We start from the raw sequence: 15,101 nt of genomic DNA on the forward strand, positions 1-15,101 counted from the left end.
AAACCGCCGGTAGTCGCCTCTGGCCTCGGCAAAGCTGAACACCGTGATCGAACATCCTCTTGGCCAGCCGTACGAGATCCGCGACCGCCGCATCTGGGTGGAGCAGCACGGCGAAGGCGACGCCGTGCTGCTGCTGTCCGGGCTGGGCCCGGCCGGATCGCATGTGATCTTCCACCCGCACTTCGACGCCCTGGCGATGGACCATCGGGTGATCTATGTGGACCTGTACGGCCGAGGCCGTTCCGACCGCCCGCGGGACCTCGCCGAGATCACCTTCGCCGACGACGTCGCCGACGTGGCCGCGCTGCTCGGACACCTGGGCCCGGCGCACCTGTACGGCTTCTCGTACGGCGGGCTGATCGCGCAGGCGATCGCGCTGGACCATCCCGCCCTGGCGCGCACGGTCACCCTGGCCAACACCCTGCACAGCCCGGAGATGTGGCAGCTCAACCACGCCAACATCAACCGCGAGGTGGCCACGCAGCTGCCCGAGGTGTGGGAGCGGATCCAGGCGCTGCGGCTGGACGGCCTGCGCTCCACCGACGCGCCCATCAGGCAGGAGTTCGCCAAGGCCGCCCCCTTGGTCAGGTTCTACGACCCCGGCAACGCCGCCCTGCTGGCCGACGAGCCCGGCGCCCGAAATATCGAGCTTTATCCCGTTTTCTGTGGAGAGGATGTCGACTTCATGATCGGGGGTGAGGTGGTCAGGATCCCTGACTTCCGTCCCCGGCTCAAGGAGATCGGCGTGCCCCTGATGGTCCTGGCCGGACGGCACGACCGGGCGTTGCATCCGGCGCTCCAGCGCGACTTCCAGCGCTTCGCGCCCCAGGCGCGCTTCCACATGCTGGAGCGCAGCGGCTCGTTCAGCCATGTCGAGGAGGCGGAGACCGTCCACTCGCTGCTGCGTGACTTCTGGCGGCACGCGTGACGGCGCGGCGTGACTTCGGACTGCTGTGGGCGGGGCAGTCGATGTCGTTGTTCGGCGACCACTTCATGACGCTGGCGCTGCCCCTGCTCGCGGTGACGGTGCTGGGCGCGTCCCCGGCGCAGGCCGCGCTGCTGCCGTTCGCGCTGTTCCTGCCTTTCCTGCCGCTCGGCTTACCTGCGGGGGCGATCGTGGACCGGTTGCCCCGCCGTACCGTCATGCTGGCAGGGGACGGCGTGCAGATGGTCGTGTTCGGGGCGATCTGGGTCACGGCGGTCACCGGTGTTCTCAGCTTCCCCCTGCTGTTCGGGCTGGTCCTGGTGAGTGGGTGCGCGCTGGTGTTCTTCCAGGTCGCCTACACCTCCTACCTGCCCGGCCTCTTCCACGATCCGGATGAACTGCACGGCGGCAACGTCCGCCTCGCGCTGTCGGAATCGACCGCCAAGGCGGTGGGGCCGGTGGTCGCGGGGCCGGTCATCGGCGTGCTCGGCGTGGCGGGTGCGCTGGTCGCCAACACCCTCAGCTTCGCGGCCTCGCTGGTGACGCTCGTCATGATCCGGCACCGGGAGCCACCGCCGGCCGCGCTCGTGCGGGAGCGAGGCTGGGTGCGGCGGGACATCGCCACCGGACTCAGATTCGTGGCCGGGCACCCGGTCCTGGAGCCGGTCCTCGCCTGCGGCACCGTGTACGTGCTGTTCCTGTCCATGGTGGAGACGAGCCTGGTCCTGTACTGCCGCAACGTCCTCGGGCTGTCGCCGCTGTGGATCGGCGTCGTGGTGGGCTCGGCGGCGGCGGGCTATCCGATCGGCAACCTCGCCTCCGCCGCCCTCATGCGGCGGCTGGGCAGCTCACGCGCGCTGATCCTGTCCGCCACGGTCTCGGTGCTGGGCATCGTGGCCATGCCCGTGCTGGGCGCGCCCGGCACGCTGGGAGCCGTCGGGCTGATCGTCGGCAGCGTCGTCCATTGCGTGGGGGAGGGCGCTTTCAGCCCCACCTCGCTGACGTTGCGGCAGACGCAGACCCCGCCCGAACTCCTGGGCCGGGTGTCCGCCGTGCAGCGGTTCCTGCTCTGGGGCGCGGTCGCGCTGGGATCATTGCTGGCTGCCGCCGTCACCGCCCTGGGCGGGCTGCAGGCAGCGGTGTGGACCGGAGCCCTCGGCACGATCCTGTGCCTGCCCGCCCTCCTGCGCCGCGGCATCCGCACCCCGAGACGGCCGGCCCTCACCCTGGGGTAGCGGAAAAGGCGTTGACGATCTCTGGGCGGCGGGAAATCATCGCTGCTCGTGGTTCACCGTGAGATTTGGGATGACCAGGCCGCTCAGAGTTATGACACTCCTGGGGTCGGCATGTTCGCACCTGAGGTGCTGGGGCCGGTGGTGGACCGTCTCGTGGAGCTGGCCGGGGGCGGGCGGGCGCTGGAGTTCGCGATCGGGACCGGGCGGGTGGCGCTGCCTCTGGCGGAGCGTGGAGTCCAGGTTTGTGGCATCGAGCTGTCGCAGCCGATGATCGACCAGCTCCGCACGAAGGCGGACGAGGCGGCCATCCCGGTCGTCGTCGGTGACATGGCCACTGCACGGGTTCCGGGGGAGTTCCATCTCGTCTATCTCGTCTACAACACCATCTCCAACCTGCTCACGCAGGCCGAGCAAGTTGCCTGCTTCCGTAATGCCGCACGTCACCTTGTGCCGGGTGGCCGGTTCGTGGTCGAGCTGTGGGTCCCGGAACTCCGCAAGCTGCCGCCGGGTCAGCAGGCCGTGGTCTGGGAGTCCGCGGCGGGTTACATCGGGCTCGACACCTACGACGTCCTGCGCCAGCAGGTCGTCTCGCACCACTTCCGGTTCGACTCGGAGGGCGGCCGGGAGGCGCGGGTGTTCCGCAGCCCGCATCGATACATCTGGCCGGCCGAGCTCGACCTGATGGCCGAACTGGCGGGAATGACCCTGGAGTCCAGGCACGCCGACTGGACGGGAGCGGAATTCACCGCGGACTCGCGCTCCCATGTCTCGGTCTACAGGGTGTGACCATCCGCGTTGTGGAACTCATAGCCGAGGCGGTCGAGCTCACGAGGAACGCCACGTATCCCGGCGACTTCGACCAGGCGTGGGATCTGGTGACGAAGGCGGCGGAAGCCCCCGAGGCCGCCTCTGAGCTGGGCTTCGTGATGGTGCGGTCGCTCGATGCGGCCGAGCGCAAGATCGGCTTCGACCTGCTGGGGTGGCTGGTGCACACCGATGCGTCGCTTCCAGCACGGGTGCTGTCCGTCTGCCTGGACGGGATCCTTTCGGAGACCGACCCCTCCGTCCAGGCCGCGATCGCGCGGGCGCTGGGCTGCACGGGCGAGAAGCGTGCCGTCCCCGAGCTGCTGCGCCTGGCCGAACACCCCGACGAGGATGTCCGCCTCTACGTCGCGTGGTCGCTGCCGATGGACTGCGAGGACGATGATGCGGTGATCGCGGCGCTGATCCGGCTCAGCGCCGACCCCGAGGATGAGGTACGCGACTGGGCGACGTTCGCCCTGGGAACCCAGTGCAAGGCCGACAGCCCGGCGATCCGGGAGGCGTTGTGGGCGCGCGTCGACGATCAGTACACCGAGGCGCGGGAGGAGGCGATCGCCGGGCTGGCCCGCCGCCGCGACCGCCGGATCTCGCCGCACGTGGGCCAACTCCTGGACAGGGGCGGGGTCAGCGACCTGATGTTCGCGGCGATCGCCTGTCTGGGAGACCCTGCACTGGTGCCGTACCTGGAAGGCTACGAGGGGGATGCCGCCTCCGAGGCCCTGCGCGAGTGTGATCCCGTGGCGCGCGCAGCCCGCGACGCCTTCGCCGCCGACCTGGTCCAGGCGCTGTACGACCGCATGCCCGATCTCGACTTCGGTGTGTACGGCGAGCGGTGCGAACCCGGGCTCCGGCTGTCGGCACACCAGCACTGGTCGGTGGACCAGCTCGGCGAGCGCACGGGCGGGGACCCGCGCCAAGCCGCCGAGCTCATCGTCGACGAGCTCTAGATGGACGTCACTGCCCAGAGTCGATCTTCGCGCGGGGCTCCAACTCGTCCGCGAGGTGCCTCCTACCGTTGCCGGCCCCCGAGCGGCTTCCAAGACCAAGGCAGTCGAGAAACTCCGGCCACCGCTCAGCGCAGGCCGAATCGATGGAGAGCCACGTCAACAGGTTCCGGCCCGCCTCGCTGGATCTGAGCGACGGATCTCTGCGGAGACGGCTGACGATATCCGCTGAACGCCCTGCCGGAGCCGGTCGGCTCGCGCTACTAGTTCGACTTGAAGGCCTCACGCAGGGCAGGGCGGTTCAGGGCGTAGACCAGGGCGGCCAGGACCAGGGCGTGCACCACCTGCTCGGCACGGAACCACGCGGGGTAGGGGCCGGGCAGGGCCACGCCCACGGTGACCAGGGCGCAGGCGGCCAGGGAGATCAGCCGCATCCGCACGTACGCCTGACGCTGCCCGGCGAGGATGCGCCTCACCATGAACAGGCAGATCACCGACCCGGCGAGCACCCCGCCCGCTCTGGTCCAGACGATCTGGTCGGGCTCCGGGCCGATGGCGGCAGCGGCCATGGTGAGGCAGAACAGGCCGATGCCGAGCCCGGCGAGGGTGTTGCCGAGGCGTCCGATCAGGGCGGTGGGGGCGTCTGTTGTCGTCATGGCGCAGACTCTAAGTTAATTGCATGCTGCATGCAAGCAATATATGCTGACTCGTGTGAAGCCCAACGAGGAAGACGTCCAGCGGATGGTGAACGCGCTGCTCCTGGTGAGTGACGGCATCGAACGGGCCCGCAGGCAGCGCCCTCAGGCCGGGCTGCTGCGCATGTTGCAGCTCGTCGCCGCCACGGAACCGGTCCGCACGTCGGACCTGGCCAAGGCGCTCGACGTGCACCAGTCGTCAGCGACCCGCCAGGTGCAGGCCCTGGTCGAGGAGGGCAAGGTCCAGGTGATCACCGACGAGGACGACAGGCGCGCCAACGTCATCACCCTCACCCCGCGCGGCCGCGAGACTCTCGACCAGTTGGAGGCCGTCGGGTTGCGACGGTGGATGCTCTTCACCTCCGACTGGAAGGCGGAGGAGGTGCACGCGCTGGAACACCTCCTGACCAAACTCCGCGCCTCCATCGCCGCTGCCAACCGCGCGGGCTAGAACACGTTCTTCAGGAAGGGCAGCAGGGCCTCGGCGGTGCGGTCGGGGAACTCCGACATCGGGTAGTGGCCCGCGCCGTCGATCATGACGGCCTGCCCGCGCAGCAGCGACGCCTGGGTCCGTGCCTCAGCCGCCGGGTCGGGGAAGTCGGGGTCCCTGGCGCCCATGAGCACCAGCACCGGGCAGTGGACCTCGGAAATGAAGTGCTCGGCCTCCGGTGCGCCGTTCAGGAGCATGGCGCGCATCGCCTGGTGCCGCCCCGGCTCGCGCAGCAGGGCCACCAACCTGGCCCGGTGTTGGGCCAGGTCGGCGGGCTTCGCGGTGGGGTGCGCCCGGCCGTAATAGAGGCTCCACAACCTCGGGGACGAGGCGATCAGCCGGACGACCACGGTAGGCCGGACCGCCCGGAGGAAACCGTCGATCGGGACGATCCCGGCTACCCGCTCCGGCGCGTCGGCGGCGGCGTGGACGACGGCGCCACCGGCGTAGGAGTTGCCGAGCAGGACCGCGCCGGGCGCGTCCAGCTTCTCCAGCAGGGCCACGATGTCGGAGCCCACCGCGGTCTGGGAGTAGTCATCCCATTCCGCCGACGACTCCCCGTGCCCGCGAAGGTCCATGGTCACCACCCGGTACCCCGCCTCCACCAGCGGCGGGCGCAGGAAGCGGTAGGCATCGCGGGTGTCTCCCAGGCCGGGCACGCACACGACGAGCGGTCCCTCGCCCTCGCTGTCGTAGGCCAGCCTGCCGCCAGGCACGTCGAAGAACACGAGTTGCCTTCCTAGCTCAGGACGTCTACGGCGAGGCCGAGCGCGAGGAGCACGACCATGACGCCGCCCGAGACCATGGCGCGCCAGGTGAGCGGGGCGCGCTGCCGTACGGAACGGAAGTAGAGGACCGCGCCGACCACCAGGAGGATCCCCTCGACGACACCCGTGGCCCACGGGGTCTGCCACAGCCCGATACCGAGCAGCGGCAGGTCGCCGGCGTTGCCGGGCAGCAGGGGCAGGTCGGCGCGGTGCACCAGCAGGTCGAGCACCCAGTGGCTGAACACCAGCGCGCCCAGTACCCCTCCCGCCTTCGTGCCCCAGCGCCACGCGCCGAGCGCGCCGTACACCGCGGACAGCAGCAGTGCGCCCAGCAGGGAGTGGGTGTACTGCGCGTCGATCAGCGCCTCGCCGTACGTCCCCTGTGTGACGGCCTGGAAGGATTCGATCCCGCCCGCCAGGTACAGGCCCACGAAGATCACGTCCAGGAACTGCGTGGCGAGCATGAGCGACCACAGCGGAACGCGTGGCTGCGCCGCCTTGACCGCGGCGGCCAGGCCGAAGTGTCCGATGAACATTCAGCGCCCCGTCCGTGAAGTGGCCCAGTGGTCCAGCCATCCGCACACGACCGTGAACAGCAGTAAGAAGATCAGGAAGTCCATGGCTCCACCGTAGGAAGAGGGACCGTCTGTCCGGTATCGGGTAAATGTCTGGCAATCCGTCCGATAGATTCCGAGGGTGCTGCGGGGGCGGGAACGAGAACAGGCGGAGATCGAGGCGCTGGTCGCGCGGGCCAGGGCGGGCGCGAGCGAGAGCCTGATCGTCCGGGGGGAGCCGGGGATCGGCAAGTCCGCGCTCCTCGACCATGCGGCCCGCTCCGCGCAGGGCGTGCGGCTGCTGCGCGCCACGGGCATCGAGACCGAGGCCGAGCTGCCCTTCGCGGCGCTCCACCTGTTGCTGCGCCCCGCGCTCGACCGCATCGGCAAGCTTCCCGCGCCGCAGGCGAGGGCGCTGGAGGGCGCGTTCGGCCTGGCAACCGCCCCGGAGGATCGTTTCCTCATCGGCCTGGCCGCCCTGTCGCTGCTCACCGAGGTGGCCGAGGACGGCCCGCTGCTCTGCCTGGTGGACGACGCGCAGTGGATGGACCGGTCGTCGGCCGAGGCGCTGCTGTTCGTGGCCAGGCGGCTGTACTCGGAGGGGATCGCCCTGCTGTTCGCGGCACGGGACGAGTTCGACGCTCCCGGAGTGCGCGAGCTGCGGCTCGACGGGCTCGACCGGCGGGCCGCCGACGAGGTGCTGGGTGATCATGCGCCGACGCTCGGCGCGGCCGTACGCCAAAGGGTTCTCGCCGCCAGTGGCGGCAACCCGCTCGCCCTGATCGAACTGCCGCGGCTGCCCGAGGCGGAGGGGCCGCTGCCGCTGCCGCGCAGGATCCAGGAGGCGTACGAGGCGCGCATCGCCGTCCTGCCGCTGGACACGCAGACGATGATGCTGGTCGCTGCGCTGGACGACGCCGGGGACCTCGACGTCGTCGTACGCGCGGCGGGCGAGCTGGGCGTCGGGGCCGCCGCGCTCGGCCCGGCAGAACGGGCCGGATTCCTGTCGACCGCCGGTGGCCGCCTGGCCTTCGGGCACCCCCTGATGCGTACGGCGGCGGCCCAGCGCGCGGTCTACGACGAGCGCCTGGCCGTCCACCGCGCGCTCGCCGGGGCACTGGACGACGAGCAGGACGCCGACCGACGGATCTGGCACCTGGCCGCCGCCGCGACCGGTCGCGACGAGTCCCTCGCCGCCGCGCTCGAACGGGCCGCCGGTCGCGCCCGCGAACGCCAGGGCCACGCGGCGGCCGCCGCCGCCCTGGAGCGGGCCGCCAGGCTCACCCCCGGCCTGCCAGAACGCGCCAGACGCCTCGCTCTGGCGGCCGAGGCCGCAGCCGACGCGGGCGCCCTGTCCCATGCGCAGGTCCTCGCCGACCAGGCGCGGCGGCTGGTCGACGACCCGCTGACCCGCGCCAGGCTGGCGGGCCTGCGCGGGCGGATCGCGTTCGACCGGGGCGCCGTCCACGACGCGCACAGGATCCTCGTCGACGGCGCCGACTCCATCGCCGCCCTGGACAGGAAGGGCGCCGCGCTCCTCCTGCTGGACGCCGTGCGCAACGCCTGGTACCTCAGCGACCCCGAGGCCGTCGCCGAGTCGGCGGCCCGGCTGACCGCCCTGCCGCTGGCGCCGGAGGACGGGCTGGACGGGTTCGTCCGGGCAGCCGGTGCCATGGCCGACTTCCTGGCCGGTGACCTCGACCGGGCGCTGCCGCCGTTCCGCGACCTCGTCGCCGTGGGGGCGGCGATCCCGACCGGCATGGCGGCCCTGCGGATCAGCGTCTGCTCGCTGGCCGGCATCTCCGGCGACTTCGACAACGGGCTGTCCATCGCCCAGTCCGTGGTCGAGGAGTGCCGGGCCGAGGGCATGATCGGCCTGCTGCCGCTCGGCCAGGCGGTGCAGGCCATCCACCAGCTCTACCTCGGCCGGTTCCGCGACGCCGTCACGACCGCCACCGAGGGACGCAGCCTCGCCACCGACATCGGCCAGAGCCATCGCGTCGCGCACTTCGAGAGCGTCCTGGCCATGGTGAGCGCCGTGCAGGGCCGCGAGGAGGACTGCCGTGAGCTGGCGGAACGCACGCTCGCGCACCTCGCCGCCCACCCGGTCGCGACCATAGCGGGCTGGGCCGAGTGGGCGCTCGGCCTGCTGGACCTAGGCCAAGGCCGCTTCGAGGCCGCGCTCGAACGTTTCGAGGCCGCCGCCCGCGGGCCGCTCCGGCACCAGATCATGCCCATCTACTTCGCCCCCGACCAGGTCGAGGCCGCCGCACGGCTGGGACTGGCGGACCGGGCGGCGCAACCGCTCACCCGCTTCGAGTTCTGGGCCGCCGCGGCCCGCCACCCGTGGGCGGAGGCCGTCCTTCACCGCTGCCGCGCCCTTCTCGCCCCGGACGACGAGGCGGAACGGCACTGGGAGCTGGCCGTACGGGCACATAACGAGGCCAACCAGCCCTTCCAGCGCGCCCGCACGGACCTTCTCTACGGCGAGTGGCTGCGTCGCGCCCGCCGTAAGAACGAGTCCAGGGTTCGCCTGCGCTCCGCGCTCGAGGTCTTCGAACGCGCCGAGGCCCGTCCCTGGGCCGAACGGGCGCGCACCGAACTGCGCGCTGCCGGGGTGACGGTCACGCCGGGCGCGCCCGACCTGGCGGCCCTGCTCTCACCGCAGGAACTCCAGGTGGTACGGCTCGCCGCGACGGGCGTCACCAACCGGGAGATCGCCGCCCAGCTCCTCATCAGCCCGAAGACCGTCAGCCACCACCTCTACCGCGCGTTTCCCAAGCTCGGCGTCGTCACCCGCACCGAGCTGGCCCGCCTGAGGGACCTCTGACCAGCCGATCAACCATGGGAGCAAGGTGCCAAGAAGAATCACCGCGATCGTCACTGCCCTCGTGGCGATAGCGACACTGCTGACCGCCCCGATGACCGGGGTGACCAGTGCGGCAATATCTGGAAAGGACGTCACGGACGCCGTCGGCAAGCGCGGCATCCTCTGGAAGCCCTGCGAGGAGGAGCCCGCCGTCCAGTGCGGGACGCTCGCCGTACCGATCAACTGGTCCAGGCCGAACGGACCCACCGTCGCCCTGGCCCTCGCCCGGCGCAAGGCCACCGATCCCGCCGCGCGGATCGGATCCCTGCTGACCAACCCCGGCGGTCCGGGCAACTCCGGCGTGAACGACATCCTTCGCCCCTCCGGCTTCAGCGAGGAGGTCCAGCGCCGGTTCGACATCGTCGGCTACGACCCCCGGGGCGTGGCCCGCAGCGGCTCGGTGACCTGCACGGCCGCGACATACAACCAGATGCCGTACCCGGTCATGACCAGCCAGGCCGACTACGACAGGTGGGTCGCCTTCGACAGGAAGCTGCGCGCGGACTGCCGCAAGCTGACCGGCCCCCTGTACGACCACCTCGACTCGGCCAACGTGGCGCGCGACATGGACGCCATCCGCTCCGCGCTCGGCGAGGCCAAGCTGACCTCGTACGGCGTCTCGTACGGCACGCTGGCCCAGCAGATGTACGCCGAGCTCTTCCCGAACCGGATCCGGGCCATGGTGCTGGACAGCAACATGGACCACAGCCTGAACGCCAAGGCGTTCCAGGTGACCGAGGCGGCCGGAGTCCAGGACAGCTTCGACGAGTTCGTCGCCTGGTGCCAGCGGGACACCGGTTGCGTCCTGCACGGGCGCGACATCCGGGCGCTGTGGAAGGGGCTGCTGGAGAAGGCGGGCCGGGGCGAGCTGTACTGGCCGGGCGTCACCGACCGCCCGGTGAGCGCCCACAACCTCCTCTGGCTGGGCGTCGTCCTCAACGAGGCACCCGCGTGGCGCTTGGAGGCCAAGGTCCTCCTCGCCTTGACCGGCGGTCCGGTGCCGGACGACATGCCGGGCCCGCCCGGCAACGGCCCCGCGAACGGCGAGTTCGCCGAACTCCCGACCGCGATCCTGTGCGAGGACTTCAACCTGTCGCTACGGAATTACAGCGAGTACGCCGAGGTGATGCGTAGTTCCAACGCGGTGGCGCCGGACATGCGGTACAACCCGATGCCGATGGGCGACATGCCGATCTGCCAGGGGCATCCGGTGAACAACCCGCAGCACCGGCTGAAGTACACAGGCACAGCACCGCTGCTGGTGGGCACCTCGAAGCACGACCCGGACACCCCGTACGAGTGGTCGGCCAACGTGGCCCGGCAGCTTGGTGCGCGGGCGACGCTGCTCACGTATGAGGGGTGGGGGCACGGCATTTACGGCATGACCGAGTGCACCACGGTCGCGATGGACAGCTACCTGATCTCACTGACGATCCCCGCACGCGGCACCCGCTGCCCAGCGGAGGAGCCCCAGGGCTAGGCGGACCATGCCGGGCTGACACGGATCAGCCCGGCACTCGCCAGTCCGCCGCCTTCGTTTCCGGATCTCCAGCTCCCGTGCCCCGACAGAGAAGTCAATCTTGCAACCCCGTGTGGCCACCTGAACGTGGCTTGGGGAGGGCTCGTTCATGGTCAACTCCTAGGCGGGCTTGAGGCGGTGGTCGGTTCTCTCCTGTGCTTCTGGAAGCAGCAGTTCGACAGCGTCCAGGTGGCACCACACGACGCGCTGTGCTGTTTGCGGCAGAACATAGGTGCCCCACCGCCCGCGCGAGAGGCTGGCCACGATGCCCAGTCCCCGTCCCGTCTCGGCGTTTCGGCCCAACCGCGGCGCCTGGAGCGGGATGCGATAGGGCTGGGAGAAGACCGAGCCCGGGTCGGTCACCGCAAGCCTGAAGAAGTCGACTCCCCGTGCGAGTTGGACCAGCACCCAGCACCGCCCGTGTCCGAGATCGGCGTGCGTGACGGCGTTGGTGACCAGCTCGGACGTGGCGAGGATCAGCATCTCTCGCGCTGGGTGTGAGCTCCCCACCCAGGAGGTGACGTGCTCGCGAGCCCGATACGGCGCACGATCATCACGCGTCAACTCGACGACTCCGAGTTCTTGCAGGCCGGTTTGCGAAACCATGTTAATCACCGCATTTGCCTCGTTACTGCCCGGTCATCGACCACACATCCTCCGGGAGAATCTGTGTAGTCGACTTTGCATATCCCCGATTCACCGCCACCAAGTGACGGTGTGACTAACTGGCATGGTGCGACAATCCCAGAACCGGCGTGCATTTGGTGGCTGTCCCAAAGCACTTCCGGGACACGAATGCAGTGTGCTACTACACGGATGACGTGTATTTCATGTGTGCCGACCGGAGGGGAGCCTCATGACCTCGCCCGACGCAGAGCCAGAGCCCTCATTGAAGACTCCGAGAGCAGAATTCGGTGTTTCTCTCCGCGAATACCGCATTGCTGCAGGCATGCGACAAAAGGACCTCGCGGCGGCGCTCGGCTGGTCAGTCTCGAAGATCAGCATGGTCGAACGCGGCGAACGCCCGGCGGACGAGTATTTCGCCCGCGACGCCGACGCCGCACTGCGCTCGAACGGCTCGCTCGTGGCGCTCTGGTAGGAAACTCTCGATCACGCCTCGCGCTGGCCGATCTGGTTGGCACAACTCGTGGAAATAGAGCAACGATCCAATATGCTGCGAACCTGGCAGCCCCTGATAGTCCCCGGCATGCTGCAGACCCCCGCCTACGCACGGGCCATCTTCCGTGGAAAACCGAACACCACGGCTGAACTGGTAGAGCAGAACGTGGCTGCCCGGATGGATCGGCAGCTTGTCCTGCGACGGGAGAACGGGCCTACGCTATGGGCAGTATTGGATGAAGGCGTCCTGACCCGACCCATCGGCACCGAGGCGGTGATGGCCGAGCAGATGACCCACCTAGCTGCACTCGATGACCACCCCCGCGTCCACATCCGGATTCTTCCGCACAGCTCATGGCTCACCACTGGCCTGCAGGGCGCGTTCATTCTCGCCAGCGGACCAGGCATGCCCGACACGGCCTACCTCGAGTCGATCACGCTGAGCCAGATCACCGCAGATGCCGACCGGGTCCTGGAGACCAAGTCGAGATATGAGATGTTGCACGGCGATGCCCTGTCTCGCCGGGCCTCACTCCAGTTGATCGAGGAGACAGCCGCGCAATGGAAGTAACCCAAGACCTGCTGGACGACGCCGCATGGCGCAAGGCGACCCGCTCAGGCGACAGCGGAGACTGTATCGAAGTCGCGCCGCTGGCCGGCGGGCGAGTCGGCATCCGCGATTCCGAGCACCCTGAGCAGCCCCCCTACATCGTGAGCGCCTCAGTGTGGAACGCCTTCATCGACGGCGCCAAAAAGGGCGAGTTCGACTTCTAGCAGCACCCAGCATGCGACGCACGACGAGGGCTCCCGGCACGTGTCGGGAGCCCTCGTGGTGTTCCGCGCCCGCGCGGTGGCGCGCCGCGCCGGGCATATCGGCTCGGCGGGATCGCTTGACCTGGACGAATAGAGCATCGCCGGGCACTTCCGCCCCGCCCTCGGCCGCCTGTTGAAGCGAGACCCCTGCACTGGTCTGCTGACTGGAGTTGCGCCACATGTCAGGTCCAGATGGAACCGGCCAGAATTCGCAACTCCGGTTCAGTTCAAGTGCTAACTGGCGGCAGAAGACACGCTGATCATGGTCGAAATATCGTACGGCCTGCCCGGCATAAAGCTGGTCCATCGTCGGGGTCAAGGTCACGGCACCCACCAGTGGAAAGGAGGGCGGGGAAGGTCGCGATCTCTCCCTTCGGTGCGCCCTTGGGCTCCCCTCCACGCTAGGAGTGAAGCGAGCAATGAAGGTTCCCAAGAAGAACGCGTTAATTCCGTTTCTGATTGTCGCCGTCAGCGGTCCTGTGAGTGTCGTCAGCCTCGGCACCCCGGCCTCCGCGACGACGCAGCAGGACGCGGTCGCCGCCGCGCAGGGCTATCTGGACGCGGTGGACGGCCAGCTCCTGTCCACCCCCGAAACCCAAACCGCGATCTCCGCCTTCGCCCTGGACGCCGGCGAGAGCTCAGCGGCGGACACGAACGCGTCGCAGGCGGCCGTCGCCTACGAGCTGGGGAAGTCGACCCAGTTCCGTGACTGGGCCGCTTCGCACAGCGACACCTACACGTCGGTCGACTCGGCGCTGGTCGTGGGGGCGGTCACCGTCTCCGGGAGCCGCGCCACCGTCACCGGCGAGGTCACGACCACCATGCTGTGGAGCACCTCCGCGACCGGGGAGACGCTCCCGCCGGAGAAGGAGGCGGACGTCGCGTCGGCGCGTGCCGCGGGACGGGCGTTCGCCCCGGGCGAGACGGTGACCAGCGAGGTGGCGACGAACCACCTGATCACGATGGCCCAGACCAGCCGAGGCTGGAAGATCGTCTCCGACGCCTACGTCGACCCCTTCAACGAGGAACTGGCCGCCGACCACGTGACGCCGCGCTCGGAACCCGGCGCGTCCGACGACATCGACGTATCCGGTCCCGCCGACGCCGGTACCGCGGGGACCCCGACTCCGGATCTGCTGGCCAAGGCCGCGGCGGCGGCGCCCGCTTCGCACCCGTTCAGCTACAACCGGGGTAGGGCGGCGGCCTATGCCGACCGGTACTGGCGCTCCTACAACAGGGTCTATCCCAACTGCAACCCGGTCGGCGGGGACTGCGCGAACTTCGTCTCCCAGGCGCTCTGGGACCCGGGGGCGGCGAACTTCCCCTCGGAAAGGCCCTACTGGCACCCGGGAGGGCTGACCACCTGCGGCGCCACCGCGACGGCCTGGCGCTACACGCCCGCACAGCACAGATTCTTCGTCGCCAATCCGCGGGGATCCGCGTACAACTTCGCGTCCCTCGGGAAAAAGGGATCCGCGTCGTACACGCGTAGCTACAATATCCGTAGCATGTTTATCGGCGACGTCATCTTCGACGACTGGACCTCCAACGGGGAAATCGACCACGTCACGATCGCCGTGGCCTACGCCGGCGACAACAGCACGTTGATCGACGCGCACAACACCAACCGCCGGCACACGCGCTGGGACTTCGGCGGCAGCCGTACCACTTATTACCACGACAAGTTCAAGAACACGATCACGGTGCCGTGATGCGAGTGCCTGCCCGGATTCTGCGCATGTCCATCGTGATGGTCGTCGTCGGTATCAGCGTTGGTTGCTCGGGGTCGGCTGTCGAGCCCAGCCCGTCGCCGGTGCCTTCGACGGCAACGGGAGCCGGGCAGGGCATCTCGCGTTCTGAAGCGGTCGGGGAGTTGCAGGCTTTCCTCGACCGCTGGCGTACGGACGGCCTTGTCGTCGCGAGCCGCGAATACCTCGTCGCCGACGAGCAGGTTGTCGACGGAGCGGACGCGCTCGTGCTCAAGGCCGCCCGGATCGCCAAGGTGAGAAGCGCCTCGCCGACAGCTGACGGCATTGTCCTTGATGTGGACCTCGACCTCGAGTTCCAAGGCGCCACTGGGGCCTGGCGCAATGGTGTGAACGAACGGTTCGTGACGTTCACGCCGAGGGCGGGTGCCGTGCCGTTCGTGATGAGCCTGGCTACCAGCCCGTAACGTCGCCCGTCGAAGGAGGCCTCCCCGCCGGGGAGGCCTCCTTTGTACGATTACAGTTTCCGATCTTCGCGCTGGATGTTTGTAGAGCTCGCCAAATCCGCGCGGATGCCGGTCAGGTGCCCCGGTTGCCGGGCCGTGACCCAGCTGCCCACGCGCTGGTGAGCGAGAACCCAATC

16 protein-coding genes are annotated in these 15,101 nt (G+C 69.3%); 12 read left to right on the forward strand and 4 right to left on the reverse strand.

All coding sequences use genetic code 11. The features are described from left to right. Positions 1 to 43 precede the first annotated feature (43 nt). The 4 genes from ACIBG8_RS03360 to ACIBG8_RS03375 all read left to right on the forward strand — a co-directional run bounded on the left by ACIBG8_RS03360 (position 44) and on the right by ACIBG8_RS03375 (position 3,929). Entirely contained in the window at positions 44 to 928 is an 885-nt protein-coding gene (locus tag ACIBG8_RS03360; protein ID WP_397340858.1) for an alpha/beta fold hydrolase, read from the forward strand. Next, positions 925 to 2,160, forward strand: a complete 1,236-nt coding sequence (locus tag ACIBG8_RS03365; RefSeq protein ID WP_397340859.1) for an MFS transporter — start codon at positions 925 to 927, stop codon at positions 2,158 to 2,160. The genes ACIBG8_RS03360 and ACIBG8_RS03365 overlap by 4 nt, the downstream gene beginning before the upstream one ends. 111 nt (positions 2,161 to 2,271) lie before the next feature. Continuing rightward, positions 2,272 to 2,946 carry a class I SAM-dependent methyltransferase gene (locus tag ACIBG8_RS03370; protein WP_397340860.1) on the forward strand — a complete coding sequence of 225 codons (675 nt, stop codon included), beginning with the start codon at positions 2,272 to 2,274 and terminating at the stop codon, positions 2,944 to 2,946. Between the two features lie 11 nt (positions 2,947 to 2,957). Continuing rightward, positions 2,958 to 3,929 (forward strand): HEAT repeat domain-containing protein, encoded by a 972-nt coding sequence (locus tag ACIBG8_RS03375; RefSeq protein WP_397340861.1) that lies wholly within the window; start codon positions 2,958 to 2,960, stop codon positions 3,927 to 3,929. 260 nt (positions 3,930 to 4,189) lie between these two features. On the opposite strand, the gene ACIBG8_RS03380 is transcribed toward ACIBG8_RS03375, so the two are convergent. After that, positions 4,190 to 4,582: a hypothetical protein gene (locus ACIBG8_RS03380; protein WP_397340862.1), complete on the reverse strand. Its 393-nt coding sequence runs from the start codon at positions 4,580 to 4,582 to the stop codon at positions 4,190 to 4,192. Between the two features lie 55 nt (positions 4,583 to 4,637). Here ACIBG8_RS03380 and ACIBG8_RS03385 point away from each other — a divergent pair, with 55 nt between their 5' ends. Further along, positions 4,638 to 5,072 (forward strand): MarR family winged helix-turn-helix transcriptional regulator, encoded by a 435-nt coding sequence (locus tag ACIBG8_RS03385; RefSeq protein WP_397340863.1) that lies wholly within the window; start codon positions 4,638 to 4,640, stop codon positions 5,070 to 5,072. Here ACIBG8_RS03385 and ACIBG8_RS03390 read toward each other — a convergent pair. Both ACIBG8_RS03390 and ACIBG8_RS03395 read right to left on the reverse strand, forming a co-directional pair. Then, complete coding sequence (locus ACIBG8_RS03390; protein WP_397340864.1) at positions 5,069 to 5,839, reverse strand: alpha/beta fold hydrolase; 771 nt, start codon at positions 5,837 to 5,839, stop codon at positions 5,069 to 5,071. The genes ACIBG8_RS03385 and ACIBG8_RS03390 overlap by 4 nt on opposite strands. 11 nt (positions 5,840 to 5,850) lie before the next feature. Next, positions 5,851 to 6,414 (reverse strand): permease, encoded by a 564-nt coding sequence (locus ACIBG8_RS03395; RefSeq protein WP_397340865.1) that lies wholly within the window; start codon positions 6,412 to 6,414, stop codon positions 5,851 to 5,853. Positions 6,415 to 6,574: 160 nt separating this feature from the next. On the opposite strand from ACIBG8_RS03395, the gene ACIBG8_RS03400 reads away from it, so the two are divergent. Continuing rightward, on the forward strand, positions 6,575 to 9,262 hold the full coding sequence (locus tag ACIBG8_RS03400; RefSeq protein ID WP_397340867.1) for an AAA family ATPase: 2,688 nt from the start codon (positions 6,575 to 6,577) through the stop codon (positions 9,260 to 9,262). Between the two features lie 25 nt (positions 9,263 to 9,287). Further along, positions 9,288 to 10,781: an alpha/beta fold hydrolase gene (locus ACIBG8_RS03405; protein WP_397340868.1), complete on the forward strand. Its 1,494-nt coding sequence runs from the start codon at positions 9,288 to 9,290 to the stop codon at positions 10,779 to 10,781. A 159-nt stretch (positions 10,782 to 10,940) separates the two neighbouring features. Here the strand turns inward: ACIBG8_RS03405 and ACIBG8_RS03410 are convergent, their stop codons facing one another. Then, the gene (locus tag ACIBG8_RS03410; RefSeq protein WP_397340869.1) at positions 10,941 to 11,426 is read right to left on the reverse strand and encodes an ATP-binding protein; all 486 of its coding nucleotides are present in this window, start codon (positions 11,424 to 11,426) and stop codon (positions 10,941 to 10,943) included. A gap of 250 nt (positions 11,427 to 11,676) precedes the next feature. Here ACIBG8_RS03410 and ACIBG8_RS03415 point away from each other — a divergent pair, with 250 nt between their 5' ends. The 5 genes from ACIBG8_RS03415 to ACIBG8_RS03435 all read left to right on the forward strand — a co-directional run bounded on the left by ACIBG8_RS03415 (position 11,677) and on the right by ACIBG8_RS03435 (position 14,925). Continuing rightward, positions 11,677 to 11,919: a helix-turn-helix domain-containing protein gene (locus tag ACIBG8_RS03415; protein WP_397340870.1), complete on the forward strand. Its 243-nt coding sequence runs from the start codon at positions 11,677 to 11,679 to the stop codon at positions 11,917 to 11,919. 48 nt (positions 11,920 to 11,967) lie between these two features. Next, on the forward strand, positions 11,968 to 12,510 hold the full coding sequence (locus ACIBG8_RS03420) for a DUF5753 domain-containing protein (RefSeq protein ID WP_397340871.1): 543 nt from the start codon (positions 11,968 to 11,970) through the stop codon (positions 12,508 to 12,510). Beyond that, complete coding sequence (locus tag ACIBG8_RS03425; protein ID WP_397340872.1) at positions 12,501 to 12,713, forward strand: DUF397 domain-containing protein; 213 nt, start codon at positions 12,501 to 12,503, stop codon at positions 12,711 to 12,713. Before ACIBG8_RS03420 ends, ACIBG8_RS03425 begins: the two co-directional genes overlap by 10 nt. A gap of 458 nt (positions 12,714 to 13,171) precedes the next feature. After that, complete coding sequence (locus ACIBG8_RS03430; RefSeq protein ID WP_397340873.1) at positions 13,172 to 14,464, forward strand: amidase domain-containing protein; 1,293 nt, start codon at positions 13,172 to 13,174, stop codon at positions 14,462 to 14,464. A gap of 26 nt (positions 14,465 to 14,490) precedes the next feature. Beyond that, the gene (locus ACIBG8_RS03435) at positions 14,491 to 14,925 is read left to right on the forward strand and encodes a hypothetical protein (protein ID WP_397340874.1); all 435 of its coding nucleotides are present in this window, start codon (positions 14,491 to 14,493) and stop codon (positions 14,923 to 14,925) included. The last annotated feature ends 176 nt before the right edge of the window (positions 14,926 to 15,101 follow it).

It is taken from the genome of Nonomuraea sp. NPDC050556 (assembly GCF_044457355.1).
Taxonomy (GTDB): Bacteria; Actinomycetota; Actinomycetes; order Streptosporangiales; family Streptosporangiaceae; genus Nonomuraea.

What these genes read in the sequence shown, in the direction of transcription:
- ACIBG8_RS03415 (WP_397340870.1), top strand. Translation starts at nt 11,677, where the DNA reads ATGACCTCGCCCGACGCAGAGCCAGAGCCCTCATTGAAGACTCCGAGA.
- ACIBG8_RS03395 (WP_397340865.1), bottom strand. Translation starts at nt 6,414, where the DNA reads ATGTTCATCGGACACTTCGGCCTGGCCGCCGCGGTCAAGGCGGCGCAG.
- ACIBG8_RS03425 (WP_397340872.1), top strand. Translation starts at nt 12,501, where the DNA reads ATGGAAGTAACCCAAGACCTGCTGGACGACGCCGCATGGCGCAAGGCG.
- ACIBG8_RS03430 (WP_397340873.1), top strand. Translation starts at nt 13,172, where the DNA reads ATGAAGGTTCCCAAGAAGAACGCGTTAATTCCGTTTCTGATTGTCGCC.
- ACIBG8_RS03410 (WP_397340869.1), bottom strand. Translation starts at nt 11,426, where the DNA reads ATGGTTTCGCAAACCGGCCTGCAAGAACTCGGAGTCGTCGAGTTGACG.
- ACIBG8_RS03370 (WP_397340860.1), top strand. Translation starts at nt 2,272, where the DNA reads ATGTTCGCACCTGAGGTGCTGGGGCCGGTGGTGGACCGTCTCGTGGAG.
- ACIBG8_RS03380 (WP_397340862.1), bottom strand. Translation starts at nt 4,582, where the DNA reads ATGACGACAACAGACGCCCCCACCGCCCTGATCGGACGCCTCGGCAAC.
- ACIBG8_RS03435 (WP_397340874.1), top strand. Translation starts at nt 14,491, where the DNA reads ATGTCCATCGTGATGGTCGTCGTCGGTATCAGCGTTGGTTGCTCGGGG.